19 protein-coding genes are annotated in these 25,145 nt (G+C 67.6%); 9 read left to right on the top strand and 10 right to left on the bottom strand.

Annotated features, from left to right (window positions below; genetic code table 11):
- The 10 genes from AC1DYK_RS20850 to tssB form a co-directional block, all read right to left on the bottom strand.
- The coding region (locus AC1DYK_RS20850; protein WP_478168040.1) for a DUF2169 family type VI secretion system accessory protein at nucleotides 1–1,159 on the bottom strand (1,159 nt) is incomplete at its 3' end.
- Nucleotides 1,160–1,196: 37 nt separating this feature from the next.
- Nucleotides 1,197–4,463: a type VI secretion system Vgr family protein gene (locus AC1DYK_RS20845; RefSeq protein ID WP_478168039.1), complete on the bottom strand. Its 3,267-nt coding sequence runs from the start codon at nucleotides 4,461–4,463 to the stop codon at nucleotides 1,197–1,199.
- Between the two features lie 5 nt (nucleotides 4,464–4,468).
- On the bottom strand, nucleotides 4,469–7,504 hold the full coding sequence (locus tag AC1DYK_RS20840) for a type VI secretion system Vgr family protein (protein WP_478168038.1): 3,036 nt from the start codon (nucleotides 7,502–7,504) through the stop codon (nucleotides 4,469–4,471).
- 17 nt (nucleotides 7,505–7,521) lie between these two features.
- Entirely contained in the window at nucleotides 7,522–10,188 is a 2,667-nt protein-coding gene (tssH, locus tag AC1DYK_RS20835) for a type VI secretion system ATPase TssH (RefSeq protein ID WP_478168037.1), read from the bottom strand.
- Nucleotides 10,175–11,182 (bottom strand): type VI secretion system baseplate subunit TssG, encoded by a 1,008-nt coding sequence (gene tssG / locus AC1DYK_RS20830; RefSeq protein ID WP_478168036.1) that lies wholly within the window; start codon nucleotides 11,180–11,182, stop codon nucleotides 10,175–10,177. Before tssG ends, tssH begins: the two co-directional genes overlap by 14 nt.
- Nucleotides 11,170–12,924 carry a type VI secretion system baseplate subunit TssF gene (gene tssF, locus AC1DYK_RS20825; protein ID WP_478168035.1) on the bottom strand — a complete coding sequence of 585 codons (1,755 nt, stop codon included), beginning with the start codon at nucleotides 12,922–12,924 and terminating at the stop codon, nucleotides 11,170–11,172. Before tssF ends, tssG begins: the two co-directional genes overlap by 13 nt.
- 28 nt (nucleotides 12,925–12,952) lie before the next feature.
- Nucleotides 12,953–13,369 (bottom strand): type VI secretion system baseplate subunit TssE, encoded by a 417-nt coding sequence (gene tssE, locus AC1DYK_RS20820; RefSeq protein WP_478168034.1) that lies wholly within the window; start codon nucleotides 13,367–13,369, stop codon nucleotides 12,953–12,955.
- A 38-nt stretch (nucleotides 13,370–13,407) separates the two neighbouring features.
- Nucleotides 13,408–13,896 (bottom strand): Hcp family type VI secretion system effector, encoded by a 489-nt coding sequence (locus AC1DYK_RS20815; RefSeq protein WP_478168033.1) that lies wholly within the window; start codon nucleotides 13,894–13,896, stop codon nucleotides 13,408–13,410.
- A 221-nt stretch (nucleotides 13,897–14,117) separates the two neighbouring features.
- On the bottom strand, nucleotides 14,118–15,599 hold the full coding sequence (gene tssC, locus AC1DYK_RS20810) for a type VI secretion system contractile sheath large subunit (protein WP_478168032.1): 1,482 nt from the start codon (nucleotides 15,597–15,599) through the stop codon (nucleotides 14,118–14,120).
- A 14-nt stretch (nucleotides 15,600–15,613) separates the two neighbouring features.
- Nucleotides 15,614–16,108, bottom strand: coding sequence for a type VI secretion system contractile sheath small subunit (gene tssB, locus AC1DYK_RS20805; protein ID WP_478168031.1), 495 nt, complete (start codon nucleotides 16,106–16,108; stop codon nucleotides 15,614–15,616).
- Between the two features lie 218 nt (nucleotides 16,109–16,326).
- Between tssB and AC1DYK_RS20800 the strand changes: the two genes are divergently transcribed.
- The 9 genes from AC1DYK_RS20800 (at nucleotide 16,327) to AC1DYK_RS20760 (ending at nucleotide 25,143) form a co-directional block, all read left to right on the top strand.
- Nucleotides 16,327–18,165, top strand: coding sequence for an ATP-binding protein (locus AC1DYK_RS20800; protein WP_478168030.1), 1,839 nt, complete (start codon nucleotides 16,327–16,329; stop codon nucleotides 18,163–18,165).
- Complete coding sequence (locus AC1DYK_RS20795) at nucleotides 18,162–18,896, top strand: response regulator (protein ID WP_478168029.1); 735 nt, start codon at nucleotides 18,162–18,164, stop codon at nucleotides 18,894–18,896. Before AC1DYK_RS20800 ends, AC1DYK_RS20795 begins: the two co-directional genes overlap by 4 nt.
- A gap of 36 nt (nucleotides 18,897–18,932) precedes the next feature.
- Nucleotides 18,933–20,507, top strand: coding sequence for a type VI secretion system protein TssA (gene tssA, locus AC1DYK_RS20790; RefSeq protein WP_478168028.1), 1,575 nt, complete (start codon nucleotides 18,933–18,935; stop codon nucleotides 20,505–20,507).
- Between the two features lie 163 nt (nucleotides 20,508–20,670).
- Nucleotides 20,671–21,291 carry an ABC transporter ATP-binding protein gene (locus tag AC1DYK_RS20785; protein WP_478168027.1) on the top strand — a complete coding sequence of 207 codons (621 nt, stop codon included), beginning with the start codon at nucleotides 20,671–20,673 and terminating at the stop codon, nucleotides 21,289–21,291.
- Entirely contained in the window at nucleotides 21,288–22,124 is an 837-nt protein-coding gene (locus tag AC1DYK_RS20780; protein WP_478168026.1) for an ABC transporter permease, read from the top strand. The genes AC1DYK_RS20785 and AC1DYK_RS20780 overlap by 4 nt, the downstream gene beginning before the upstream one ends.
- Nucleotides 22,125–22,351: 227 nt before the next feature.
- A complete protein-coding gene (locus AC1DYK_RS20775; RefSeq protein ID WP_478168025.1) occupies nucleotides 22,352–23,404 on the top strand; it encodes an autotransporter outer membrane beta-barrel domain-containing protein in 1,053 nt (350 codons plus the stop codon).
- Between the two features lie 206 nt (nucleotides 23,405–23,610).
- On the top strand, nucleotides 23,611–24,201 hold the full coding sequence (locus tag AC1DYK_RS20770) for a phosphatase PAP2 family protein (RefSeq protein WP_478168024.1): 591 nt from the start codon (nucleotides 23,611–23,613) through the stop codon (nucleotides 24,199–24,201).
- 178 nt (nucleotides 24,202–24,379) lie between these two features.
- A complete protein-coding gene (locus AC1DYK_RS20765; protein ID WP_478168023.1) occupies nucleotides 24,380–24,616 on the top strand; it encodes a hypothetical protein in 237 nt (78 codons plus the stop codon).
- Nucleotides 24,613–25,143 (top strand): BON domain-containing protein, encoded by a 531-nt coding sequence (locus tag AC1DYK_RS20760; RefSeq protein ID WP_478168022.1) that lies wholly within the window; start codon nucleotides 24,613–24,615, stop codon nucleotides 25,141–25,143. The genes AC1DYK_RS20765 and AC1DYK_RS20760 overlap by 4 nt, the downstream gene beginning before the upstream one ends.
- Nucleotides 25,144–25,145 lie beyond the last annotated feature (2 nt).

Here is a 25,145-nt window from a genome sequence, read left to right as displayed (position 1 = left end):
ATGCGACGCCGCCCGCCGCCGCCGCCAGTGCCGCAGGCGCTGCAGCCGCCAGCGGGCTGGCCGCGCCCGCCGCCACCGCCGCCACTGCGGCCACCGCGGCCCCAGCAGCAGCAGCCCGGGCTGCCGCCGGCTGCGCCGCCTTGGCGGCCGCTGCGGCAGCGCCCACCGGCGCCTCGGCCGGCAACTGGTCGCGGTAATGGGATTCGGGCCAGCGGGCCTCGCGCAGCGGCTCCCAGCCCGCGACCACGCCCGCGACGTCACGGGCCTCTTCGTCGTCCACCGCGAGCGTGCCGCGATAGAGCAACGCGCCGAGGCCCAGGCCCGGCATCAGCCACAGGGTCTCGGCGTACGTCTCGATCTCCTTGAACACGGCGTCCGGACCTTTGCCGCGCAGCGCGAAGCAACGCCCGCGCAGCGCGGGCAGCGCGCTGTCGAGGCGCGGATGTTCGGGGTGCAGATGGGTAAGCTCGATGGCCTCGTCGCCCGCGAACCAGCCCGCCAGGCGCTGGTCCGGCGGCGCGCTCTGGAAGAAATCGCCGGCCGTGTCTTCGGGCAGGTGCGGCCAGGTCTTCTGCAGCCACTGCGCCCCGACCTTGCCCAGATGGCGTTGGCGCTGCGCCGCGCTGCTGTCCACGCCCCAGTAACCGGCCGGCGCCGGCCGGTCGTCCTTGAAGGCGATCGGATGGCGCGGATCCTCCACGTTGGGCAGGGCAGGCGCGCCTTTGCCGAGCGGGTTGGCCGCGTCGCCCGGACCGCCGGACGCAGTGGCCGGCACGATCGGCATGCGCACGAAGGGCGCGGGCGACGAGGCGGTACCGAGTGCGCTCCAGTGCCGGTCGCCGCGCACGATCAAGGGCTTGTCGAGGCTGCCCACATGCGCGCGAACCGCCAGTTCGGTGACCGCAGCGCCACCGGGCGCGCAGGCCTCGCCATATAGCAGGAACTCGGCCCGCGGCTTGGGATAGCCCTCGTCGAGCACCGCCGGCGCGCCGGGCGCCTGCGGCAGACGCTGCCAGAGCTCGGTCTCGGGCAGCAGCGCATCGAGGCGTGCCGACGCCAACGGAAACAACGCTACCAGGCCCAGGCTGAGGCGGTCCTGTTGCTGCCAGCGCAGGACGCGATGGACCACGGCCATGGTGTCGGGCTTGATGATCTTCATGACGGATCGATTGCGAGGTGAGTGGATGCCATGGCTCTCAACCCAGCTTGATGATGTTGCCGTCCATACTGACGCCCACGGCGTTGAAGCTCGCGCTCGCTGGGCCGAATTTCATTTCGAGACCGGCGTTCGATGCCTTCCAACCGGCCGCGCCGAACGTCAACGAAGCCGCCTGGGCGTCGATGGTCAGGCCCTGCATCAATGGGAACGCCTGGAAGGCGGCCGCTGCCTTGACCCTGTCGGACGTGCTGCGCTTCCACAGTCTGTTCGCCGTATTGACCGTCGTTTGGGCCTGATCGACGGCCACCACCAGCGGATCGGCGGGGCCAAATGCCCCGGCCCCGGGGAGCGCCTTGGCGGTGCGCAGCGCCAGCCGGGCCGCCCTGAGTACAGGGTCCGCCGCGAGTTTCGTCGTGTGCGCGGCTTGCTCCGCGACGATGGCAGCGGCAAGCAGGTCGGCCTTCTCCTTCTTGCCGATCTCGACCTTGGGAGCGCACAGATCCAAGGCCGTCCCGGAGGCCGAGACGAAGGCGCCTGTGGAACCCAGAGTTGCCTTGTCGCCGGATTCCGAATAAGAGAAGCCCACGAAGTTCCCGTTGGCGGCCCGGCCAAGACTTCCCGTCGGCGCACTGAGATCGAGGGTGTCGGCGGTCAAGCTGATGAGCCTGGACTCCAAACCGATGGTTCCGTCGGTAGGCGGATTGGCATCCCAGTCAGTTTTCCCTGCGGCCTTGAGAGTCACGCCGGTGATCGGGGACATCCCGAACTCGCAGCGAACGTCCATCGTCGGCGCCAATGACGGCCGCAGTTGCCACGGCGCATCGTCGCCGTTGACCGACTGCGTGATGCCCGCCTCCCCCAATTCCATCTTGCTGACCAGCTTCAGTTCTTCGATCTTCGCCGCAATGGTCCGCCCGTACCACTGGATCAAGGCCATCGCGGCCACGTTGGACACGGCGTCCAGACCGAACTTGCCGATGATGCCGGGCCATCCTTGCAGGGTCTGGCGTTGCGGGTTCGACGGCGCGGCCTGTTCGGCGGCGCGGCGCTTGTATTTCTCGTCGATCTTCTTCTCTTCGTCGGCCTTCCATGCCTTGACCGCTTCCGGGCCCTTGGCCTCGACATCGGCCGGCGTCTTGAGATTCGTTTTCTCGGCGGCCTTGTCCGTCGCCTCCTTTTCGGTCCACGCCGCGTCCTTGCGCTCCTGCTCCGCCTTCTGGTCCTTCTGTGTCCCGCCCAGCAGGGCCCCGTCGGCGCTCCCGTTCACCGCCATGCCGAAGACGGCGGACTGAGCGAAGTTCAGCGTCGAGTACCCGGCGATCATGCCTCGCAGCGCCATCAGCGATGTCTCGAGATCGAGGGTCGACGCCTCCCCACTCAGTGCCCCGGCGGCGATGGTCGCAGTCCCGGTCGAAGAGCCGCCGAAGGAGCGCGACAGCTTCACGCTTTTCGAATCGTCGATCGACACGTTCATGAGGCCGTGCGAGCCGTCGAAGATGCTGCCGACGGACGGCAGCCGCCCAAGGTTGGCCTTCCAGCTGAGGCTGGAAGAGACGTCGATCCCGATCTTGCTGCCGAACGAGACATCGTTGGAGAAGGCCGCACCGATCGATGCCTTGGTACCCAGCGACAGCGAATTCGCCGGCCCGAAACTCATCGAATTGCTGTTGCCGAAGGACACCGAATCCTTGCCCCCGGTGGTGGCCTCGTAGATGCTGCCGCCACCTTCCGGATGGACCGAGCCGACACCGATGCTGCTCTTGTGGAACGGCGAGTGCAGCCAGATCACCTCCTTGCCCTTGGTGTCGCTCATCAGCATCTGGTTGCCGCCCTTGGTGCTGATGAGGTTGTCGTGCGGATTGCGCTGGTCCACGACGTTCGGGTTGACCGAATTCGGCACCGCCCCAAGGATCACCGGCTGGTCCGGATCCCCGTCGGCGAAGGACAGCAACACCTCCGTGCCCTTGTGCAGCGGGAAGTGCATGCCATGCTCGCTGCCCGCGTAGGGTGAGGCCATGCGCACCGGCGCCGATCCCTTGGCGGCGCCCTTCTCGGTGCGGTCGAACGGAATCTGCACCTTGTACTGGCCGTATTGGTCGAGTTCGGCGTACTCGCTCGAGCCCTCGGCGTCCACCGTGGCGCTCATGGTGCCCGCCACGCGGGGCTTGGGCGTGCTGCGCGCGGGCCGGAACTGCGTGGCCGCGGGCAAGGCCATGAAGGTATTGCGATAGAAGGTCTGACCTTCGCGCTCGTTGAAGGGCGTCTTCAGCCCGGCCAGCAGCGCGCCGGCCTGCGAGCCTTCGTGCGTGATCTCGGTGACCAGGTAGCGGCCGTTGAAGTCATCGCGGTAGTGGCGCGACAAGTCCATGAAATGGCCGCTGCGCAGGCCGACCGCGGTGGCCTCGCCGCTGAACACGCATCCGCCGCAGCGCAGCTCCTGCGCCCGGATCGTCGCGTAGCGCCGGCCTTCCTCCTCGGTGCGGAAGTTCTCGCCGTAGAGCATCTCCTCGCCCAGGCCGCTGGGCGAGACCTCGGTCTCCACCACCAGCGGCAGGCCCGCGCGCCGGTGGTTGTAGTCCTGCAGCACCAGCGTGCGGGGCAACGGGCGCGTGCGGCAGACGAAGCCCTGGACCGAATCGGGCGCCAGGCCGACATCGAGTTCGTCGGCCGGCCGGTAGTTGACCGCCGCCGTCTGCGCCGGCTGGGCCACCTTGTCGTCAAGCAGCACCAGCCGGTCGCGGCCGTCGACCTGCTCGAAGAAGTAGTAGATGCCCTCGCGCTCCAGCCAGCGCGAGATGAAGGCCAGCGGCGTTTCCTGGTACTGGCAGACGTAGCTGCGCGGGCGATAACGTTCCTTGAGCTTGAGCGCGTAATCGTGCGCCGGGTTGAGCCTGGCCCCCTTGAGGATGCCTTCGACGATTTCGGGGATCGTCTGCTCATGGAGGTAGACCTCCGACGTGCGGTAGAGCGACAGTTGCCACAGCCGCGGCACCAGCACCGCGCGGTAGAAGGTGAAGCCGCCGGCCTGGTGAAGCTGGTCGAACTCGGCCAGCATGCCCGCATAGGGCGTTGCGCGCGTCGCATCGTCGGGCGCCAGGATGCGCAGGGCGGCGTTGGCCGCCAGCACCCGCGCCAGGTCGATCTTCGCATCGTCGGACACCAGCACCAGTTCGAAGCGATAGGGCTTCGAGATGGCCTCGAAGCCGTTCATCCGCACCACCGCAAAGGTGTCCGGCGGGCAGGCCTCGCTGCTGAACTCGAAGCGGCGGTCGGCGGGCAGGCGTTGGGAGATCGTCGATGTCATGCGCTTCAGCCGAGCTTGATGAGCAGCCCGTTGCCCTTGAGCCCCGAGGCGTCCACCGTGAGGTTGTTGGCGCCGTATTCGATTGCCACGCCCGTTGGCATGACCTTCACCGACGTGCCGGTGTGCGTGAGCGCGGTGGTGGTGGCGTCGACCGTCAAGCCGTTGAGAAACGTAGTGGGTGCGTCGCGCACGGCCTGCTCGGCCTTGATCGCCTCCCACTTTTTTCTGGTTTCAACATGCAAATCTTCTGCGACGTACCAGGCCTCTCTTGCCAGATCTTTTCCAGCCTCAGTTCGCGCATTTTCGTATTTGATAAAGAGCTTGTCGGCAGCTTGCTTCGCAGCAATCACGGTTTTTCTTGCCGCGATCTCGTTGAGCAGCAATGTGCCCGCAAGCGGGTTCGGGACAGTCAATCCATGACCGACACTGATCTTGTCCGCGACCAGCGTGGTGGTGTCATCATTGAGCTCCAGCGAGGATTGCGAAGTCTCCAAACGCACGGTCTTTTTCTTCTCGTCGATCTTGACGAGTGCAGGTCCGGCGCCGGCACCCGGCTGCCCCAGCGCAATGAACGGCGAGCGCAGGCCAATCCAGCTTTCGGCCTCGACATCCACCAAGTACCGGCTCTGGATCTGAAACCGTGCGCTGGTCGCCTGGATGCCAAAGTTGTTCAGTTCGAACTTTGCTTCCTGGTCGTCTTCACCGAAGGTCTGAACGATGCCTTGGTCGCTCAAGGTCATGCGGCTCAAGCTCTTGAGTGCCTTGATCTTTGCCGCGAGCGCCTGTGCACGCTGCTGGATGAGCAGCAGGGCCACGCCGTTCATGACGGCATCGGTGCCGAACTTGGTCACGATACCCGGCCACCCCATGAAGCCGCCTGCCTGAGAGGCGCCCGGCGGATCGGCACGCTTCTTTTCCTCCGCGTTGAGTCGTTCGGCATCGTCGGGCGTCAGCACGCCCCCGGCCGAGCCGTTGACCGCCATGCCGAAGACTGTGGACTGCGCAAGGTTGAGTCCGGTGTAGGCGAGAACGGCTACGCGCAAGACGTTCAGCTCGGTGGTGAGCGCCAGATTGTCGATGGCGGCCGTGCGCGCGCCGGCAGTGAGCGTGACGGTGTCCCATGCATTGCTGGTGAACGACTTCTTCAATGTCACCGAATCCGTATCGTCGATCGTGACGCTCTTGACGACGTCCGTGAACGGCACGGCGTTCATGTTCCACTTGACGTCGGTGGCGAAGTTGATGGACAGGGAGGTCCCCATCGTCACCTTGTTGGCAAACGAGGCCGCCAGGCTCGCCTCGGTGCCCAGGGACAGCGTGTTCTTGGACCCGAAGCTCATCGTGTTGTCGGTGCCAAAGGTCACCTTGTCGCTGCCGCCCTTGGTGGCCTGGAAGATGTTCCCGGGTGCGGCAGGCGGTGCCGGTGACGCTGCGGCCGACCCCACCGACGCCGACGCCTGCGGCGCTGCCGGCCTGGGAGCTCCGATGATCAGCGCCGATTCCTGGTAAGGCGAACGCAGCCACATGGCCTCCTTGCCCTTGGTGTCGTCGAAGCCGATCTCGTTGCCGCCCTTCGTGTGGATCATGCTCAGGCGCGGATTCCTGGCGTCGACCACGCTCGGGTTGTCGGAGTTCGGCACCGCCCCCAGGATCACCGGCTGATCGGGATCGCCATCGGTGAAGGACAGCAGAACCTCCGCACCCTTGTGCAGCGGAAAGTGCATGCCGTGGTCGCTGCCCGCATAGGGCGAGGCCATGCGCACCGGGGCCGAGCCCTTGGCGGCACCCTTCTCGGTGCGGTCGAAGGGGATCTGCACCTTGTACTGGCCGTAGGCGTCGAGCTCGGCGTATTCGCCGCTGCCCTCGGCGTCGATGGTGGCGTTGATGGTGCCGGCCACGCGCGGCTTGGGTGTGGTGCGCGCGGGCCGGAACTGCGTGGCCGCGGGCAGTGCGACGAAGCTGTTGCGGTAGATGGTCTGCCCTTCGCGCTCGTTGAAGGGCGTCTTCAGGCCCTCCAGCAGCGCACCGGCCTGCGAGCCTTCGTGCGTGATCTCGGTGACCAGGTAGCGGCCATTGAAGTCTTCGCGGTAATGGTGCGACAGGTCCATGAAGTGGCCGCTGCGCAGGCCCACCGCAGTGGCCTCGCCGCTGAACACACGCGCGCCACAGCGCAGCTCCTGCGCCCGGATGTCGGCGTAGCGCTGCCCCTCTTCATCGCTGCGGAAGTTCTCGCCGTAGAGCATCTCCTCGCCGAGACCGCTGGGCGAGACCTCGGCCTTCACCTCCAGCGAGACGCTGGCGCGCCGGTGGTTGTAGCCCTGCAGCACCAGCGTGCGGGGCAGCATGCGCGAGCGGCAGACCAAGCCCTGGACCGAATCGGGCGCGAGGCCGACATCGAGCTCGTCGGCCGGCCGGTAGTTGACCGCCACCGCCTGCGCCGGCTGGGCCGACTTGTCGTCGAGCAGCACCAGCCGGTCGACGCCATCGGCCTGTTCGAAGTAGTAGTAGATGCCTTCGCGTTCCAGCCAGCGCGAGATGAAGGCCAGCGGCGTTTCCTGGTACTGGCACACGTAGCTGTGCAGCCGGTACTGGCCCGTGAGCTTCAGCGTGTAGTCATGGCTGGCGCTGAACCTGGCGCCGTTCAGGAGGCCTTCGACGATCTCCGGAATCGTCTGCTCGTTGAGGTAGACCTCGGAATTGCGGTACAGCGACAGCTGCCACATCCGCGGCACCAGCACCGCGCGGTAGAAGGTGAAGCCGCCGGCCTGGTGGAGCTGGTCGAACTCGGCCAGCATGCCCGCATAGGGCGTCGCGCGCGTCGCATCGTCGGGCGCCAGGATGCGCAGCTGGGCACCGGCGCCGACCACGTGCTCGAAGTCGATCGCCGCGTCGTCGGAGACCAGCACCAGTTCGAAGCGATAGGGCTTCGAGATCGCCTCGACGCCGCTCAAGCGGACGACCGCGAAGGTGTCCGGCGGACAGGCCTCGCTGCTGAACTCGAAGCGGCGGTCGGCGGGAAGGCGTTCGGCGACGGTGCTCATGGATGCAGGTTTCCCGATCAGGCCTCGGCTTCGTCGCCGGCGAAGCTCACCGCGAACTCGCCCTGGGCGTCGACATCGAGATGCACCGCGCCGGCCGGCTCGCCGCTGCCCATGCGCTGCAGGATCTGCTGCGACATCATCGGCAGCACGTTGCCGCGCAGGATGAAGTCGATGTTGCGGGCGCCGGTCTCGACCTCGGTGCAGCGCGCCGCGATGCGCTCGACCACCGCCTCCGTGTAGCTGAAGCGCATCTTGTTGTTGTGCGCCAGCCGCTGGACGATGCGCTCGAGCTTGAGCCGCACGATGCCGCCCAGCGCCTGCGCGTCGAGCGTCGCGTACGGCACGATGGTCATGCGCGCCAGCAGCGCCGGCTTGAAGTGGCTCGACAGCAGCGGGCGGATCGCGCCCGCGAGCACCGCCGGATCGGGCCGCTCGCCGCCCTGCGTCATCTCGGTGATGACGTCGGTGGCCAGGTTCGAGGTCAGGAAGATCACCGTGTTGGCGAAGTCGATCTCCTTGCCTTCGCCGTCGGACAGCATGCCCTTGTCGAACACCTGGTAGAACAGGTTCAGCACGTCCAGGTGGGCCTTCTCGACCTCGTCGAGCAGCACCACCGAGTACGGCCGCTGGCGCACCGCCTCGGTCAGCAGGCCGCCTTCGCCGTAGCCGACATAGCCCGGCGGCGAGCCGATCAGGCGGCTGACGTTGTGGCGCTCCTGGAACTCGCTCATGTTCACGACCACGGTCGACTTCTCGTCGCCGAACAGCAGGTCGGCCACTGCCAGCGCGGTCTCGGTCTTGCCCACGCCCGAGGGGCCGACCAGCAGGAAGACGCCCAGCGGCTGGCGCGGATCGTTGAGGCCCGAGCTCGCGGTCTTGACGATCTCCGCCACCTGGTCGAGCGCCGCATCCTGGCCGCGGATGCGGCGCTTGAGGGCATCGGCCAGGCCCAGTGCGGTGGTGGCCTGGTCGCGCTGCATCTTGCCGACCGGCACGCCGGTCCAGTCCGACACCACCTTGGCCACCACGTCGGGATCGACGTCGATGCGCACCAGGGCTTCGCTGCCCTGCGCCTCGATGAAGGCGCGCTCGGCCTGCAGCACCGCGTCGTCCAGCGCCTTCAGCGCGGGCGACGTGGCTTCTGCGCCGACGTCAACCGCCTCGCGCCGCGCCGCGCTGAATGTGCCGCGCGCCTGCAGCAGCGCCTGCGCCGCCGCGCGCTGCGCCTGCCAGCGCGCACGCAGGTCCTCGGCCTGGGTGGCGAGGGTGTCGAGCTGCGCATCGATGTCGGTGAAGCGCTGCGCCTCGACCGGCTGGCGATTGTCGGCATCCTGCTGCAGGCCGCGCTTTTCGCGCTCGAGCGCCTGCATGCGGCGTTCGGTGTCCTCGAGCAGGTCGGGCTTCGCGTTCTGCAGCACCTTGACCCGCGCACAGGCGGTGTCGAGCAGGTCGACCGCCTTGTCGGGCAGCTGGCGACCGCTGATGTAGCGGCTCGACAGCTCGGCCGCCGCCACCAGCGCATCGTCGCGGATCGCGACCTGGTGCACCTCCTGGTAGCGGTCGCGCAGGCCGCGCAGGATCTGCACGGCGGTGGCGACGTCGGGCTCGTCGAGCTTGACGAGCTGGAAGCGGCGCGCGAGCGCGGCGTCCTTCTCGAAGTACTTCTTGTATTCGGCCCAGGTGGTCGCGGCGATGGTGCGCAGCTCGCCGCGCGCGAGCGCCGGCTTGAGCAGGTTGGCCGCGTCGGAGGTGCCGGCCTGCCCGCCGGCGCCGATCAGCGTGTGCGCCTCGTCGATGAAGAGGATGATCGGCGTCGCCGAGGCCTTCACTTCCTCGATCACGCCCTTGAGCCGGTTCTCGAACTCGCCCTTGACGCTGGCGCCGGCCTGCAGCATGCCCATGTCGAGGCCCAGCAGGCTCACGTCCTTGAGCATGTCGGGCACGTCGCCCTCGACGATGCGCAGCGCCAGCCCCTCGACCACCGCGGTCTTGCCGACCCCCGGGTCGCCGACGCAGATCGGGTTGTTCTTGCGCCGCCGCGCCAGGATGTCGACCATCTGGCGAATCTCGGCATCGCGCCCGAACACCGGGTCGATCTTGCCGGCGCGCGCCTTCTCGGTGAAGTTCTCGCAGTACCTGGCGATCGCGCCGCCGGCCGGACCGGCGCGCTCCGCGCCGTCGCCGCCGCCCTGGGGCGACGCGGGATGGCCCTCGATCGAGCCGGCGCACACGGCGGGGAACTGCGCCAGCAGGGTCTCCTTGACCAGCGGACCCAGCAGCGGCCCGATGCTGCCGCCGGCATAGAAGTTCGCGCGCGCCACCAGCGCCGCCAGCACGGCGCCGGAACGGATCAGCGACTGTCCCAGGTCGACCGAGCCGAGCAGCCAGGCATCCTGCAGCAGCTCCAGCAGCAGCGGCGAGAACGCCGGCCGGCCGGTGTTGCCCGCGCGCAGATCTTCCAGCACGCGCTCGACGCCCTGGCGCAGCGTGCCGGCGTCGACGCCGTTCTGTCGCAGCAGCAGCGGCAGATCGGCCTGCGGCTCGTCGAGCAGCCTGTGCAGCAGGTGCTCGATCGTGATCTCGTAGTGGCCGCGCGAGACGCAGAGCCCGACCGCGTTCTCGAGCGATTCCTTGCAGTAGCCATCGAGGCGGCCGACGAGCGGCTTGAGGTCAACCAGCAGCATGGGATGGATTCCTAGTGGGAGAGATGAGTTGCGGCGCCAGGAGGAAACTGGCGGCCGGCGCGCCGTCGGCCGGCTCTCCGGGCGTCCAGGTGTCGAGGCCCAGCCGCGACCACGATGCCGCACCCAGGCGCGCGCCGCGGCCCTCGCCTTGCTTCAGGCGCAGCTCGACGGCCACCTGCAGCGGCCGCGTGAGATAGAAGCGCACCAGGAACTGCAGCCACCGATGGCCGTCGGCGCCGGGCAGCAGTTGCTGGAACAGGGACTCGGGCAGGTCGCCGATCACGATGCGCAGCAGGTTGTCGCTGTCCTCGACCTGCACGCCGAGCGGGCAGTCTTCGCCGAGCACGTTCGCCTGCAGGCCGAGCCGCAGACGCTGGTCCGCCGGGATGGGCACCCACTGCGGCACGCAGGATTCGACCTCGACCGCCGCCGGAGCGAAGGCATCGGCGAGCAGCGTGCGCAGGCCCAGCGCGGAGCGGGTGCGCTGCGCGAACAGGTTGAGGTGGCGCAGCAGGCCGCCGGCGCCCGGCAGCCCGTCGCGCTGCTGCGCGGAGCCCAGGCCGGCGAAGGCATACAGCATGTCGAGCGCATCGGCATCGTTCTCTTCGACCGCGCGCAGCTGCAGGCGGTACTTGCGCCAGGCCTCGAACAGCAGCGGATAGAGCGACGCGTGCAGGATGTCGAAGAAATCGCGCCTGGCATGCCGGCCTTCGCGCTGGTCGTCGAGCAGGTCCTCGGAATAGAAGGTCGGCAGCGGCGACGAGACGCCGTAGAGGCCGAAGAAATTGGCCGTGACGCGGTAGGCGTCGCCGCCGCCGTCCGCGGCCGGGCCCGGCATCGGCTCGATGCGGTCGATGTCGGTGTCGGGGAAGCCCAGGCTCAGGTTGGGCCGCACCCGAATGCTCGAAGCACCCGCGCGCCGCATCAGCCGGATGGCCTGGAAGTAGCCGTAGCCGGCGCCATGCGCGAGCAGTTCGTCCTTCAAAGCAGGCATTGCCGCCCCAATCTCGCCGGCCATTCGAAGACGGCGCCGCTGTCGGTGTCCTTCAGCTCCAGCCGCGTGTACGCGTTGATCGCGGCGTAGTCGCCCAGGAAGCGCTCGATCACGCAGCCGAACACGTAGAGGCCGCCCAGGCTGGCGAAGTGGCTGCTGCGGCAGACCAGGCGCAGCCGCTGGCCGCTCAGCATGCGGCGGCCGATCAGCCGGGTCTCGGGGACGGCGTCGAGCGACTCGATGCCGGCGATGCGATGGCGGTTCGCGATCTCGCGGCCATGGTCCTGCCGTTCAGAGAAGACGTACAGGCCCAGCAGCATCTTGAGGTTCGCCGCATCGGCGAGCGACAGGAAGTTGAGCGAGATGTGCGAAATCATCCGCCACAGCAGGTGCTCGTCCGCGGGCGGATTGAGCTGCGGCGTGACCGGGCGGATGTTGCGAAACTGCAGCCGCTCGGGCGACGTGCTGGTGGGCTGGGCGATGTCGCCGAGCTTGAGGCTTTCGGGCAGCTCGGCGTTGGTGCAGGTGAGCGTGATCGACAGCGTCTCCGACTGCAACTCCTGCTGCCGCGGCGTGGCGATCGACAGGAACAGGTCCTGCCCGCGCCCCACCGTGGCGGCCCGCCGCGACAGGCTGTAGCTCGGCTGCTCCCGCACCGCCTGGCCCGGCAAGGCGGCCATGCCGAACGGCGTGTAGACGCGTTCTTCGCTCGCGCCCTGCACATAGCCGCAGACGCGGTCGACCGAGAAGATCTGGTAGTGCCCCTTCTTCTCGTTCTCGGGCCGCACCCGGTACTCGCTCATGCGGTGCTCGTTCTGGATCGGCTCGGCCGCGTGCTCGAACAGGTTGAGCACCGGCACCACGTTGAGCTGCAGGCTGTTCTCCCTCAGCTCGGGCATCCAGTCGGGCAGGTCGGTCAGCGTCAGCCAGACGCTGAACTGGGGGCCGCTGAGCCCGCCGCTCCACCGCTCGAGGCCGTCGAGTTCGACGAACAGCAGCTTCTCGGGCAGCGCGAAGTACTCCTGGATGACGCGAAAGCCCGGAAATGCATGGTTGGGATAGGCCAGCATCTCGTGGTCGAAGCCGGCGCAACGCAGCGCCTGCCGCCCCAGCGCAAAGCGCGCGCCCGCCTGCTGCGGGCTGCCGGCCGCGACCTCGATCTGCGCCACCCTCGTCATCAGCAGCGTCAGCAGGTTGCTGGCTTCGGCGAAGTTGGCGCCGAGGAACAAGCGGATCGGCCCGGCCTGCCATTGCGCCAGGTCGATGCCCTGCAGCGTGAAGTCCAGCCGCAATGCCGGCGCCCGGCCGGCGTGCTGCACCAGCTCGAAGCCCCGCAGCGCCAGCGGCTCGACCTTGAGCGCGTGGCTGGTGCGGAAGCGGCAGCGCGTGCCGTCCACCGGCAGCGAGGCGAGTTCGCTGCCGGCGGCCACCTCCATCGCCTCGGCCAGCATGCCCTTGGGCTCGAAGACCACCAGCGTCGACGCCGGTACCGGCCGCAGGTAGTGCGGGAAGAGCTGGTTGGCGAGCTCCTGCAGGAGTTCGGGAAACTCGTCGTCGAGCTTCTGGCGCGTGAGGCCGTTGAGGAATGCCACGCCTTCGAGCAGGCGCTCGACGTCCGGATCGCTCGACGGCTCTGCGAGCATCGGCGCCAACGCGGGATTGGCCCGCGAAAAGTCGACCGACAGCTCGCGCAACTGCTGAAGCTGGTCCTGGTAGTAGCGAAGAAAGGTGGCTTTGCTCATGGCAATGGAAGCGAGTAACGCGCGGCGTTCACCGCCTCAAGGCATGGTCCGGCACGCTGACCTTGCCGTTGCTGCCGACGATGGTGGACAGGTGCAGGGGAATGTCCTGGCCATCGACGTTCAGCCGGCCATCGAGATCGAAGCGCAGCGACATCGGATCGCCGGCATCGGCGCGCAATGCCACCTGCGGCGCACGCAGCCTGGGCTCGTAGCGCGTGATGACCTGACGGATCGAGGCCTCGATGTCGCGCACCGACCCGGCCGACAGCCCACCCGCGAGATTGGTGAAATCCGGCACGCCGAACAGCGGGTCGAGCGGCACGCTGCCCTGGCGCGTGTTGAGGATGCAGCGCAGATGCGCGATCACCGAGTCGATCAGCAGGGTCGCCCGTGCGGCGTTGCTGCGCGCGGTCCCGCTTTCCCAGCGGGCCACGCGTTCGAGCAAGCGGAATTCATTCACAGAAAGCGATCGACTCCCGCAGATCAGGACTTCGGTGCGAGCCAGGAATCCTCGGCCTCGATGCCATCGGGATCGAAGGTCCAGGTGATCTTCTCGTAGGTGAAGGCAACGTCCTCCATGTGCCCCATCTGCTTGTTGTCGGGGTTCAGGCAGTTGGGCGTCCACGAGCGGATGCTGGTGAGGATCGCGTTCTCGAGCTTGACCGTGTAGTACTTTTCTTCGGTGCCCTTGGGCGAGATCCGATAGAACTCCAGCACCACCGACTTCATCTGCTCGCCCGAGGTCAGCGCCTGGAACAGCTTCGGCGACGACTTGTCGATTTCCTTGGTGAGCGTGGTCGGTCCATGGACGCGCTTGCCGGTCGGCAGGCCGGTTTGCGGGCTCTTCGGGATTTCGATGGTGTGCTCGACGGCCTGCACCAGGATTTTCCCGTCATGACCCTTGACCTTGGTCGAACCTTCGATTTTTCCTTGATTTTGACCTTCCAGGGTCAGGTAGCACGGCATTGGCATTTTATTGGCTCTCGGTTGGTCGGCAATGAATTGCCGGATGGTCGGCCCCGCTTGATTTCAAATACAGCTTTCCTGCGGAATTTGAATTTTCCATCGCAACCTTGGGGCTATTCAATGGCTGCGTTGGTTCAATTGTGTGATGGCGGCGTGACCAGAGAATTTCACTTGGTCGTATTCAAGCTACCGTTGCAACATGAATTGACCGCCACACCCGCATGGGGCTATTTCTTCTCCAGCTTGCCGACCAGCGACAACGTGAAGGAAGCGCCCATGTACTTGAAATGCGGCCGCACCTTGAGGTCGACCCGGTACCAGCCCGGCTCGCCCTCGACATCGACCACGTTGATTTCCGCCTGCCGCAGCGGCCGGCGGCTGCGCACGCCTTCGGCCGGGTTGTCCATGTCGGCCACGTACTGGCGGATCCAGAGGTTGAGCTCCTTCTCGAGATCGGCCCGCTCCTTCCACATCCCGATGTTTTCGCGCTGGATCACCTTGATGTAGTGCGCCAGCCGGCTGACCACGAAGATGTAGGGCAGCTGGGTGCTGAGCTTGTAGTTGAGCTCGGCCTCCTTGCCTTCCTTGCTCTGGCCGAAGAACTTCGGCTTCTGCGCCGAGTTGGCCGAGAAGAAGGCGGCGTTGTCGCTGTTCTTGCGCATCGTCAGCGCAATGAAGCCCTGCTCGGCCAGTTCGAACTCGCGCCGCTCCGAAATCAGGATGTCGGTCGGGATCTTGTTCTGGATCGCGCCCATCGACTCGTACGAATAGATCGGCAGGTCAGACACCGTGCCGCCGCCCTGCGGCCCGATCACGTTGGCGCACCAGCGGTAGTCGGCGAAACTGTCCGTCAGGCGGGAGGCGAAGGCAAAGGCCGCATTGCCCCAGAGAAAGTCCTTGTTGCCGCCGGCGACGCTCTCCTGGTAGTTGAATTTCTTGCTCGGCACCGTGTCGGCCCCGTAGGGCGTGCGCAGCAGGAAATGCGGCAGCGTCAGGCCGACGTAGCGCGCGTCCTGGCTTTCGCGGAAGGCGTTCCACTTGACGAACTGCGGCCCCTCGAACACCGACGACAGGTCCTTCAGGTTGGGCAGTTGCTCGAAGCTGTCGATGCCGAAGAACTGCGGACCCGCCGAGGCGATGAACGGCGTGTGGGCCATCGCCGCGGTGCCGGCGACGTACTGCAGCAGCTTGACGTCCTGGGCCCCGGGGCCGAATTCGTAGTTGCCCACGATCGCACCGAAGGGCTGGCCGCCGAACTGGCCGTACTCGGCCGTGTAGAGGTTCTTGTAGAGCCCCGACTTGGTCACGTCGGCGGCATCCTCGAAGTCTTCCAGCAGCGTCTGCTTGCTGACGCTGAGGATCTGGATCTTGACGTTCTCGCGGAAATTCGTCCGGTCGACCAGGAACTTCAGCGAGCGCCAGGCCGATTCCATCGCCTGGAATTCGGGGTGATGCAGGATCGCATCGACGGCGCCGCAAAGCTTCTGGTCGAGCCCCGCGATCATGTCGTCGACCGTCGCCTGCGTCACGCGCTCGACCGAGTTCTGCGGCTCCAGCAGGTGCGAGATGAACGCCTGCAAGCCATGGCGCGTGATGGGATAGGCATCGTCGCCCGGCTTGACGCGGGCGGACTCCACGAGCTGGTCCAACAAGGACGCGGCGGCTGCGGCAGGCGCGGCGGCGCCAGGCTGGACTTGTTCTTCTTCCATGGGCTGCTTTCGGGTTATTTCTCTTGGATGCCGAGTTCGCTCAGCAGGCGGGCGCGCACCTGTTCGTCCAGGACCAGTTCCTGCACGCGCTTGCGGAAGTCGGGGATATTGCCCAGCGGCCCCTTCAAGGCTTTCAGGGCATCGCGCAGGGCGAGCAACTGCTGCAGCTCGGGGACCTTCTCGACGATGGCGTCGGGCGAAAAATCATCGATCGATTCGAAGGCCAGCTTCACTGGCAGCTGCGCACCTTCTTCGGCATTCGGATCCAGCTTGCTGTCGATGCCGATGTTGAGTTCGAGCTTCTGCGCCTTCAGGACGTCGTTGAAGTTGTCCTTGTCGACGGCCACGGGCTTCATTTCCTCCACCGGGACATCGGTCGCGCGCAGCGTGAAGTCGCCCAGCACGAGCAACTTCAGCGGCAGTTCGACCTCGGCCTGCGCATCGCCGACGGCGGGGCGATAAACGATATTGACGCGCTCTTTCGGAGCGACTGACCCATCGGCTGCCATTGATTTCTCCTGGAAAATGGTTGAGGTGAGATCCACCGGAATGCCCGGACATTGCGTCGCGCGGTGAAATTGCATATCGCACGCTCACCGTTTTCCGGGATATGTCCGTTCACCGCGTTTTGGCGATCTGGCCGCCCGCACTCCAGGCCGCCTTCGGCATCCAAGTTTCACGTTAAAAAGTATTTCAGCGTTAGTCGAGATATCTCAATTTTTTGTCGATGCGTCTCATCTGTCACCAGATTGCGTCAGTGCAGTTAGAGTCGCGGCAAAGGCAATCGTTACAAATGAAAGACTTGCGCTCACCGGACTCCGGCCTCGCGCCTTCAATTAATTCAGCCGTTGCCGGCGGCAACGTGTCCTGGGCTTGCGGATTGGCAAGGCCGGCCGCAGGCGTGATTGGCTGCGCTGGTTTTTCTCTTCTTTTAGGACTTTCTTACTACTTTCCTGCCAATCCCGGTCTTCAAATTGCCGCCGACCCATCGCTGTCGACGCTCGCCTGGCCGGCGCCGGCCATGGGCGTGGCGCTCCTGTGGCGCCGCCGCGTCCGCGAGTGGCCGATCTATCTCGCGGTGGCGGCGACGGCGCTGGCGCTGGTGGGCTCGACCGGCGGGCAGCCGCTGCCGGCGGTCGATCTCGCGCTGGCGACGATCGGCCTGCTCGAGGTGGCCCTGGGCGCCTGGCTCGGACGACGCTGGATTGCACCCGACGGCCATCTGGACTCATCGCGCCGCCTGCTGCTCTTCACGCTGCTGCTGCCGGGGGCCCTGTCGCTGCTGCATTCGGTGCTCGCGAGCATGGTGCTGCGCTGGGGCGCCGGCGCCGAGTGGATCGGACCGTGGCGGCACATCTACGTCGCCAACGCGATGGCCATGCTCACGCTCGTGCCCGCCCTGCTGACCTGGGGCACCGCGGCGGCGAACGCCGTCTTCCGCGACCGGAGTAACTGGTTGCCGATCGGGGCCGCCTTCGCCTGCCTGGGCCTCGCGTTCGTGCCCCACATGCACGACGAAGTGGTGCGCACCGCGCTGACCTTGCCGCTGTGCTGGGCGGCGGTGCGCAGCGGCATGGTGCTGGTGGCGCAGTTGAACGCGGCGATCTCCATCGGCATGGTCGCCCTCACGCTCGCCGGATTCGGGCCCTACGTGGAATACGGCTACGGCATGTGGACGCTGCAGGTCGATCTGATCGGCATCGCCATCCTGTCGATGCTGCTGGCGGTGTCGATCGGCGAGCGGCAGCGGCTCGCCGCCCGGCTCGACCAGGCGCGCCGCTTCGAATCGCTGGGCTTCCTGGCCGGCGGCATCGCCCATGATTTCAACAACGTGCTGGGCACCATCGGCGCCTGCGCGGAAATCGCCGCCGAGCGCATCCCCGCCGGCAGCCCCGGACACGCCGAACTGGCGCAACTGTCCCGCGAAGCCGAGCGCGGCCGCGACATGACGCAGCAGATCCTGCTCGCGGCCCGCCAGGGCGATCCGACGCGCGGCTGCGTCGATCTCGGCGAGGTGGTCGACGAGGTGCTGGAAATGGCGCGCCCCCTGTGCCCGGCTCACCTGCGCGTCGCGCGCACGGGCACGCCGGGCGCGGCGGCGCCCCGGGTGCTGGCGAACCGCGGCCAGCTGGTCCGCGCGGTGCAGAACCTGCTGCGCAACGCGACACAAGCCGCGCGGCACCAGGTCACGCTCAGGTTGGGCACGCAGAGCTCCGCGGGCCTGCGCGACGGGCGCTTCGACGTGCTGCTGGGCGACCCGCAGGCCGCCGACAACGCGCGGGGATGGGTCGAAGTGACGGACGACGGGCCCGGCATCGATGCCGCGCACTGGCCGCACCTGTTCGACCCCTTCTATTCCACGCGCCTGGCGCAAGGCGGCTCGGGCCTCGGCCTGGCGATCGTGGCGGGCGTGGCGAGCGGGCATGGCGGATTCATCGGCATGGCCACCGCGCCGGGCCGCGGCAGCGTGTTCCGGCTCGAGGTGCCCCTGTTCGATGCCGCCGGCCCGCACGGCGCCGCACGCCCCACGCAAAAAACGATCAGCATGAAGGAGACGAAGTCTTGAACACGCAACCACGCGCGCCGGTCCTGATCGTGGACGACGACGGCTCGCTGTCCAATCTCTTGAGCAGCTACCTCGCAGGCCACGGCATCGAGAGCCATCTGGCCCGCAACGTCAAGGAAGCCCTCGAAGCCGCTGCGCAGCGCGAGTACAGCATGGTCCTGCTGGACCTCGGCCTGCCCGACGGCGATGGCGTGGACCTGACGCGCCACTGGCGCGAAGAGCATCGCTTTCCGATCATCTGCATGAGCGGCCGCCAGGAAGAAGCCGATCGGGTGATGGGGCTCGAACTCGGCGCCGACGACTACGTGGTCAAGCCCTTCTCGCTGCGCGAGGTGCTGGCGCGCATGCGCGCCGTCTGGCGCCGCACGGACGCCGTACGCAGCCCGGTGACGCGCGGCAAGCATCCGCGCGCCTACCGCTTCGACGGCTGGGAACTGAACCTCAACACGCGCCGCCTGCGAACGCCCGATGGGCGCGACGTGTCGCTGTCGCCGAGCCAGTTCAACCTGATGGTGCTGTTCCTCGGCACGCCGCGCAAGATCGTGACGCGCGAACAGCTGATCGAACGCACGCGCGCCTTCGACGACGTGTACGACCGTTCCATCGACGTCCAGATGCTGCGCCTGCGGCGCAAGATCGAAGCCGATCCGAAACAACCCGCGCTGCTGCGCACCGAGCGCGGCGTCGGCTACTACTTCGACGCCCTGTCGGTCGAGGCGGTCTGGGACTGAACCGCCCGGCCATTCAAGAGCAAGAGGAACGCGAAAGTGGATATCGCCCTGTTGGACGGCATCGGACGGCAACCCGTCAATGCCATGCTGCCCGCGGGCAGCGATGTGCGCGACGACCCGCGCTTCGAAGCCCTGCAGCTCGAGATCGGCAAGTTGTCGAACCCCGGTGCCGATGGCCAGACCGACTGGCTTCGCGTGGGGCAACTGGCCTCGCTGCTGCTGGCGGACAAGGGCAAGGACCTGCTGGTGGCCGGCTACCTGAATGTCGCACTCCTGCAAGGCAACGGGCTGCCCGGCCTGGCGGTCGGGCTGCAGGTGGTCGGCGACCTGATCGAGCATTTCTGGGACGGCATGTATCCGCCGCTCGCCCGCCTGCGCGCGCGCCGCAACGCGATCCAGTGGCTGCTCGACCGGGCCGCGCTGGCCGCCGAGGAGCAGCGCTGGACCGAACTCGACCCGCAGCCTTCGGCGCTGATCGCCGAGCTGCTCGCCGCGACGCGGCGCATCGACGAACAGCTGAGCGCCAGGGACGAGGAAGCGCCGTCGATGCGCCCGCTGCAGGCCTTGATCGACAGGGTGCCGGTCGCCGAGGACGCGCCGGCAGCGACCGTGGCGTCATCCGCCGCGGCGGCGCCCCAAGCCGCAGGCGCCGCGCAGGCCGCTCCGGCGCCCGTTGCGCTGCCCGCATCGCCTGCGCTGCCGGCGTTGGCCGCGTCCGCGGCGGTCGATGTTGCGGCCGCGCTGGCGCCGGCCTTCGACCATCTGAACCGGCTGGTCGACGTCATGATGTCGGCCGACCCGCGAGACGCCCGCGCCTACCGCATCAGCCGCTTTGCCAATTGGGCCGGCGTGGAATCGCTGCCGCCCGCGGCCAACGGCCTCACGCAGATCGGGCCGCCGATCGGGCAGGTGGTGGACGCGCTGCAGCGCATGCAGGACGAGGCGGCGGATCCGCAGGACGCCATCGGCCTTGCCGAAGCCCAGTTCCCGGCCTTCCCCTTCTGGCTGGACCTGCAGGCGCTCTGCGCCGACGGCTTGGCCCGCCTGGGCGAGTCCGGGGCCGCCGCGCGGGCCGAAGTCGAACGCGCCACCCGCGAACTGCTCCAGCGCCTGCCGGGGCTGGCCAGCCTGTCGTTCGCGAACGGCATGCCCTTCGCGAACGCTCGCACGGTCCAATGGATCGGCACCCTGGCCATGCCCGCCGATGCGCCGGACAGCGGCAGGCCGGAGCCGAGGGGCGATGGCCTGGGGGCCGCAGTGGCGCAGGCGCGCGCCCTCGCCGCCGCCGGCGAGCTCGAGGCGGCCGTGTCTCTGATGCAGCAGATGATCGCTCGCGCGCCCGACGCGCCCACACGCCTGCGCGCGCAGATCCGCCTGTGCCAGCTGCTGAGCGCCAACCGCGAGGGACGCGTGCCGCTGCCGTTCGCGCAGATCATCGTCGAGCAGATCCGCCACCACGACCTGGACCGCTGGAACCCCCCATTGGCCCTCGAAGGATGGATCGCGGCCCACGGCGTGCTGAACCAGGACGACGCGCACCCGGTCGAACGGGACGCCGCGCTCTCGGCCATCGCCAGGCTCGATGCGGCGCGGGCCATCGCGCTGTTGTAGGGAGCGGCGGCGAAGTAGTCTTCGGTTGGTGCGATGCTGAAGGCCCCCACATCGACGCGGGGCCGGTCGTCGCCGGCGGCGGGGCCCGCGCATGTGGGCCCCGACGGAAATGGCCGATGATCGCTGCATGCCCGAAGTTGGCCGGCCTCGCGCAAGCACCAGCATGACCACCACCACCGCCGTCGTGCTGCTGGGCCTGCGCGGCCTGCGCTCCGTGCACGGCGGGCCCTTCGATCTCGACATCGGACGCGGCGAATGCGTGTCGCTCATGGGACCTTCGGGCTCGGGCAAGAGCCTCCTCATGCGGCTGATCGCCGACCTCGACCCCGGCACCGGAACGGTCTGCCTGCATGGCCGCCAGCGAGACGCCTGGAGCGCGCCCGAATGGCGGCGGCAGGTGGTGTACCAGGCCGCGGAGCCGGCCTGGTGGGCGCCCACGGCGGCCGCGCATTTCGCCTCGGACAAGGTCGACGCCGCCCGCGCCATGCTGGACGAACTCGGCCTGCCGGAGGCCATCCTCGATGCCGAGGTCGCTCGCCTGTCGACCGGCGAGCGCCAAAGGCTGGCGCTGCTGCGTTCACTTTCGCTCCAGCCCGCGGTGCTGTTGCTGGACGAGCCCACCGCCGCCCTGGACGCCGCCTCGACGACGGCGGTGGAAAACCTGCTGCGCCGTCGACTGCACGACGGCCTGTCGATACTCTGGGTGACGCATTCACGCGAGCAGGCCGTGCGCATGGGCACACGCCACTACGAAATGCACGACGGGCAGGTTCGGCTCTCATGAACACCGCCACCGTCCACCTCCAGGCGACCGATGTCGCGCTGGCGGCCTTGCTGGTGCTCGCCAATGCCTGTGCGTCGATCGTGCTTCGGCTGCACCTGCACCGGCAGGTCCTTTGGGCAGCCACGCGCATGGTGGTGCAGTTGCTCCTGGTGGGTCTGCTGCTGAAGGTCGTCTTCAGGCTGGGGTCGCCGGCGCTGACCCTGCTCGTCGTGCTGCTGATGATCGGCGCCGCCGCGCGCGAAGTCGCGGTGCGTCCGGAGCGGCGCTTTCAGGGGTGGCGCAACTACCGCATCGGCATCGCGGTGGTCGGGGTCTCGAGCCTGGCGACGGTCGTCCTGGCATTGATGACCGCCATCCGCCCGGAGCCCTGGTATGACCCGCGCTACGCCATCCCGCTGATGGGCATGGTGCTGGGCAGCGTGCTGAATTCGGCGAGCCTCGGGCTGGACAGCTTCGTCGAAGGCGTGACCCTGCGCCGCCAGGCCATCGAGGCCCAGCTGGCCCTGGGCACGCCGATCCGCAGCGCGCTGGCCGAGTTGACGCGGTCATCGATCCGGCGCGGCATGATTCCGATCATCAACCAGATGTCCGCGGCCGGCATCATCACCTTGCCGGGCATCATGACGGGTCAGTTGCTGGCCGGTATGGATCCCGTCGAAGCGGTCAAGTACCAGATCCTGCTGCTTTTTCTCCTCACGGGCGCGGGCGGCCTGGCGGCCGCCGGTGCGGTGTACCTCGCGGCGCGCGCCATCACCGACGAGCGACAGCGGCTGCGCCTCGACCGACTCGGCCCCGCGCGGAGCGCCGCCCGGCCCGCGGGACTCTCGCGCTGAGGCGGGCCGGCTTCGCCTCCCGGGACACCGCCATTGCTCCTCGGGCACGTTCAGATTGCCCTCATGATTGCAATATAGAGTTACAGTTGGGTCGGTCACCCCGTGCCCCGTTGGAGTCGGCGGGTTGCCACCTTGCCGATCTTCGACGAGCGGGATTCACCCGGAGCCAAGGAGTACGACGAATGCGTCTGTCTTCTGTAACTCGACCTCACGCGGGCCATTGGGTCGTGGCAGCCGCTGTCCTCGCAACGGGTTGCCACGGCTGGGCGCAGTGCCTGCCGTCGATCTCGCCAGCCTGCGCATCCGTCCCGCCCATCCCCCTGGGTGCGCGGCCCGAAACCGGCGCCTACTACGGCAACCAGCACCAGTCGGGCGCCCTGTTCGTGCACAGCCTGGAGGACCGCCAGGGCGGCTGGGGCTGGCAACCCCGGACGGACACAGCGGAGCCACAGCGCGGGGTCTTCGACCTGCGAGCGGGTGGCACCGGGGATCGAATTCGCGGCGACATCGGCGGGTTCGACATCGACAGCAGGACGGCATGGATGCAGGGCACGGCGACCCTTGGCCAGTGGTCGCCGTTCGGACGCTCCGACCGGATGCACTTCGGCGCCATGTTCGGCTACGGGGGCACGCGAAGCGACGCGCAGGGCGTTCCGGCCTACTTCCAGTCGCAGGGAAACACCAGCGGCTACAGTGTCGGCGCCTTCGGCACCTGGTATCAGGATGACCTCACCCGCACGGGTTGGTACAGCGACCTCTGGGGCCAGTACGCCGTGTTTTCCGACCGCGTCCAGACCGTGTTCCGGGAACAGGTCGACTACAACTCCCACGCCGGAATCCTGTCGGCCGAAGGCGGCTACGTGGTCCGCCTGCAAGACAGCAGCTGGTCGCTCGTTCCGCAGGGCCAGTTCGTCTACGTTCACAACCACACCTACAACGTGACGCAGCTGGATGGACTGCAGGTCGACGGCGCCCATCGTGGCGGCTGGCTGTCCAGGCTGGGCGTCCGCGCGGAACACGAGGCCTTCGGCTGGGCAGGTGGCGTCGTTCGGCCGTCCGTGACCTTGAACTGGTGGCATGACGCGCTGGGCGACGAGGTGGTGGTGAACAACGTGTCGACGCGCTACCTCTACCCCTCCGATCGATTCGAATTCAAGGCCGGCGTCGACGCCAGATTCCAGGGGGGATGGATGGCCTGGGGCAATGTGGGCTGGCAAATGGGCAGTCAGTCGTACCAGGCCTGGACCGTGCAGGCCGGCACCCGATTCGTCTGGCGATGACACGACCCTGAACCGCCGAGTCAGCGATGCGGTTCAGCTTGCCTTCAGAACCGCAGCCTAGAGTTGATCGCCATGTTCGATCGGCTGCGTCAACTCATTGCAAGACAGTGCCCGTGGTGGTGCGCGGCCGGCGTTGCACTGATCGTCCTGCAGCCCTTGCTCTGCGCCGACGCCGTCCAGGGCCGCGTGGATGCCCGGGGGCTTCGATGAAGCAGCTCGATCTCACCCTCTTCGCCTGGATGGCCGCGGGCCACGAGCCCAACGCGTGGATCCTGTCGGTCGCCGCCCTGATCGCGGTCTGGGGCCCGTGGATCGGCGCAGTACTCGTGGCCTGGGCCTTTGCGCGCCAGCCCGCTCAACGCGGCTACCTGGTGGCCACCTTGTGCGCGCTGGCGGTGGCCGCGCTGCTGGCGCATTGGATCGCGTCCGCACTCGGTTTTCCGAGGCCGTTCATGACCGGCCTCAGCCCGCCCTATGTTCCGCACGGAGCGCGAGGCTCGCTGCCGAGCGCGCACGCTTCGGTGATGTTCACGCTGGCGCTGGCGCTGCTCGTGCGTCCCGGTCTCCGGCGCATCGGACTGCTGGCGACCGCTGCGGCATGCGCCACAAGCTGGGCCCGCATCTACGTGGGCATCCATTTTCCGCTGGACATCGCCGCAGGCGTCCTGCTGGCGATGGCGATCGTGTCGATCCTGAGCGCCATCTTCATCATCGGCCGCCACCTGGCCGCGGTCGCCGACCGACGAAGGATTCCCGCATTCGCACCACCGAAGGCGGCCGACAAGTCGGCCAGCTGACGGAAGCATCCGAATTCGCGGGTGGCGCCGAGCAGCGCGCCCTTCGGACCGACCGGATCCGCCGCGCCGCGACGCAAAGATTGCCTCAGATCAATACGCGCGCGCCGCGCTTGACGTAGCCTTTCTTCCCTGGCGCTGTTCAGCGCCTCGCCGCATGACAAGGAGCGCTGAAATGTGCATGGAATTGCTGCAGAGGCTCGCGAATGCCCGACTCCCCCTCACGATCGTCGAGCCGGAACAGATCGACAAAGTGCGAAGGCTCGACGCCGCGAGCTACATCGCAGGCTTCATTCCGCGGATTCATCTCGACACCGATCGCTGCGCGCGGCAGGATCCCGCCAGCGTCATGCAGATCACCGCACGCGGCTACGACGCGCTGAAGCAGATGGCAAGAAGCCCGCAGGCATCGCCATGATCGGGATCGACACTGGCATGAAAGCGAAGATCACCCTCTCCGACCCGGCGCTGCGCCGGCACATCCTCGCCGCGCTCAAGCGCGACGGCAGCACGCGCGACGTCGATCTCGAGGTCGACGTGTCCGATGGCGTAGCGACGCTCACCGGCCACGTGGAAAGCTGGGCCGAGAGACTGGCGGTCGAGCGCGCCGCCCATGCGGTCAGAGGTGTGCGTGCGCTGGTGCTCGTGCTGGACGTTCGGGCCGATCCGGCGCATCAGCATTCAGATCGCCAGATTGCGCTGGCCGCCGTCCATCGTCTGAGGTGGAACGGCGTCGTGCCCGCGGAGAACCTGCTGCTCGAAGTCCAGGACGGCCTCGTGACGCTGCGCGGCGAAGTCGAATGGGATTTCCAGCGCTCGATCGCCGAAGACACAGTGCGCAGCGTCAACGGTGTCCGCGCCGTGCGCGACAAGCTCAGCCTGAGGCCCCGCAGCGCGGCGGCATCGCTGGCCAGGCTGATTCAACGCGCAGGCCGTCGGATCTGAGC

It is taken from the genome of Variovorax sp. P2_H12 (genome assembly GCF_056403395.1).
Note: the sequence above shows the minus strand (reverse complement) of the source record. Positions and strands in the feature narration are given on the sequence as shown.

Excerpts from the sequence above, each read along its gene's own strand:
- AC1DYK_RS20845 (WP_478168039.1), bottom strand. The coding sequence starts at position 4,463 with ATGACATCGACGATCTCCCAACGCCTGCCCGCCGACCGCCGCTTCGAG.
- AC1DYK_RS20800 (WP_478168030.1), top strand. The coding sequence starts at position 16,327 with ATGCGTCTCATCTGTCACCAGATTGCGTCAGTGCAGTTAGAGTCGCGG.
- tssG (WP_478168036.1), bottom strand. The coding sequence starts at position 11,182 with ATGCCTGCTTTGAAGGACGAACTGCTCGCGCATGGCGCCGGCTACGGC.
- AC1DYK_RS20815 (WP_478168033.1), bottom strand. The coding sequence starts at position 13,896 with ATGCCAATGCCGTGCTACCTGACCCTGGAAGGTCAAAATCAAGGAAAA.
- tssH (WP_478168037.1), bottom strand. The coding sequence starts at position 10,188 with ATGCTGCTGGTTGACCTCAAGCCGCTCGTCGGCCGCCTCGATGGCTAC.
- AC1DYK_RS20760 (WP_478168022.1), top strand. The coding sequence starts at position 24,613 with ATGATCGGGATCGACACTGGCATGAAAGCGAAGATCACCCTCTCCGAC.
- tssF (WP_478168035.1), bottom strand. The coding sequence starts at position 12,924 with ATGAGCAAAGCCACCTTTCTTCGCTACTACCAGGACCAGCTTCAGCAG.
- AC1DYK_RS20780 (WP_478168026.1), top strand. The coding sequence starts at position 21,288 with ATGAACACCGCCACCGTCCACCTCCAGGCGACCGATGTCGCGCTGGCG.
- AC1DYK_RS20765 (WP_478168023.1), top strand. The coding sequence starts at position 24,380 with ATGGAATTGCTGCAGAGGCTCGCGAATGCCCGACTCCCCCTCACGATC.
- tssB (WP_478168031.1), bottom strand. The coding sequence starts at position 16,108 with ATGGCAGCCGATGGGTCAGTCGCTCCGAAAGAGCGCGTCAATATCGTT.
- AC1DYK_RS20770 (WP_478168024.1), top strand. The coding sequence starts at position 23,611 with ATGAAGCAGCTCGATCTCACCCTCTTCGCCTGGATGGCCGCGGGCCAC.
- tssC (WP_478168032.1), bottom strand. The coding sequence starts at position 15,599 with ATGGAAGAAGAACAAGTCCAGCCTGGCGCCGCCGCGCCTGCCGCAGCC.
- AC1DYK_RS20840 (WP_478168038.1), bottom strand. The coding sequence starts at position 7,504 with ATGAGCACCGTCGCCGAACGCCTTCCCGCCGACCGCCGCTTCGAGTTC.
- AC1DYK_RS20785 (WP_478168027.1), top strand. The coding sequence starts at position 20,671 with ATGACCACCACCACCGCCGTCGTGCTGCTGGGCCTGCGCGGCCTGCGC.